Source organism: Aequorivita sediminis, from assembly GCF_032080575.2.
In the GTDB taxonomy this organism is placed as follows: domain Bacteria; phylum Bacteroidota; class Bacteroidia; order Flavobacteriales; family Flavobacteriaceae; genus Aequorivita; species Aequorivita sediminis.
In genome coordinates this window covers 1-1,035 of sequence record NZ_JAVLSO020000032.1, presented here as the reverse complement: position 1 = coordinate 1,035, position 1,035 = coordinate 1, and the positions used below count along the sequence as shown (strand labels likewise).

Annotated in this window: 1 protein-coding gene and 1 pseudogene; both read right to left on the bottom strand. The window is 31.8% G+C overall.

What is annotated here, in order from left to right; translation table 11 throughout:
* Nucleotides 1-152: pseudogene (locus RT250_RS13490) on the bottom strand (cation transporter); the annotation flags it as partial.
* A 183-nt stretch (nucleotides 153-335) separates the two neighbouring features.
* Nucleotides 336-800: a hypothetical protein gene (locus tag RT250_RS13485; protein WP_313115414.1), complete on the bottom strand. Its 465-nt coding sequence runs from the start codon at nucleotides 798-800 to the stop codon at nucleotides 336-338.
* Nucleotides 801-1,035 lie beyond the last annotated feature (235 nt).

Genomic DNA, 1,035 nt, shown 5'->3' with positions numbered 1-1,035 from the left:
TCAATTTCTCCGCTGTGAAAAACGGTCAATTTTCGATTCGGAATATCAAAGTCCAAATTCGCAATGCTTGAAATTCCGTCCAATTTCATTCGGATTAGATTTTCCTCTGAAGGACAATCCATTTTGGTAATTTCAAATATTGTTTTATTCACTTGGTTTCTGGGTTTTTCGGCATTACTTACAACGTGTTTGTGTATGATTTCGTTGCGTGTTTAAGCACTAAAGTTAGCAAATAAATCACAGATAGAAAGTCCGCGAGGACTTTCGTAAGTAGGCTATAACTAGCAATGAATTATACATATTGTTGGCGGTTCGTTTTTTACTTTCGAAGTATTTTATTCTTCTAATTTTAAACTTTCTATCCAATCAATTGCTTCTGATGGGTCTTTAAAAAAATGTTCCTTGTCACAACTGAAACGATTTTCATATAAGTCCATTTTAGCTTCATCATGATAGGAATGAGCTACTCCAATACATTTAATCCCTCTTGTATTCTTATAAGTTATCGTTTTGGCTTCTTCTTCAAATAAGTTTAGATATCCAACTTTCCATCCGTAGTTAGCAAGTGTCAATGGAATTATTCCTCTGAATCGTTTGTGAGTATCTATGTCAATAGCTTTAAAGTCGTACATGTTTACAAACATCTTAAATGATTCATAGTCATCTATTTTATTAAGCGCTTCATTTAATGATTTTTCCCATTTTTTAATATCAGGTATTTCTATATCTCCACTTACCTGTGTTACAAGAAGCTTTTTGTCAGGATACCAATTTGTTTTTATGATTTTCGAATTTGTCATTTTATGAAATTTATTGAATAGGGCACTTGTTTTAATAATGACCGCCAACGTGTTTGTATATGGTTTGTTGCGTGGTTAAGCACGTAATTTAGCAAATAAAAACCGAATAGAAAATCCGCGAGGATTTTCGTAAGTAGGCAAGAACTAGCAATAAATTATATACGGCTTAAGTTTACAATTCATTAAATTTAGATATAAATCAGAAAGAACAAAAGAGAGGAATAAGGTTATTATA

Bases quoted from the DNA above. Each gene is read 5' to 3' on its own strand.
- RT250_RS13485 (WP_313115414.1), bottom strand. From the start codon at position 800: ATGACAAATTCGAAAATCATAAAAACAAATTGGTATCCTGACAAAAAG.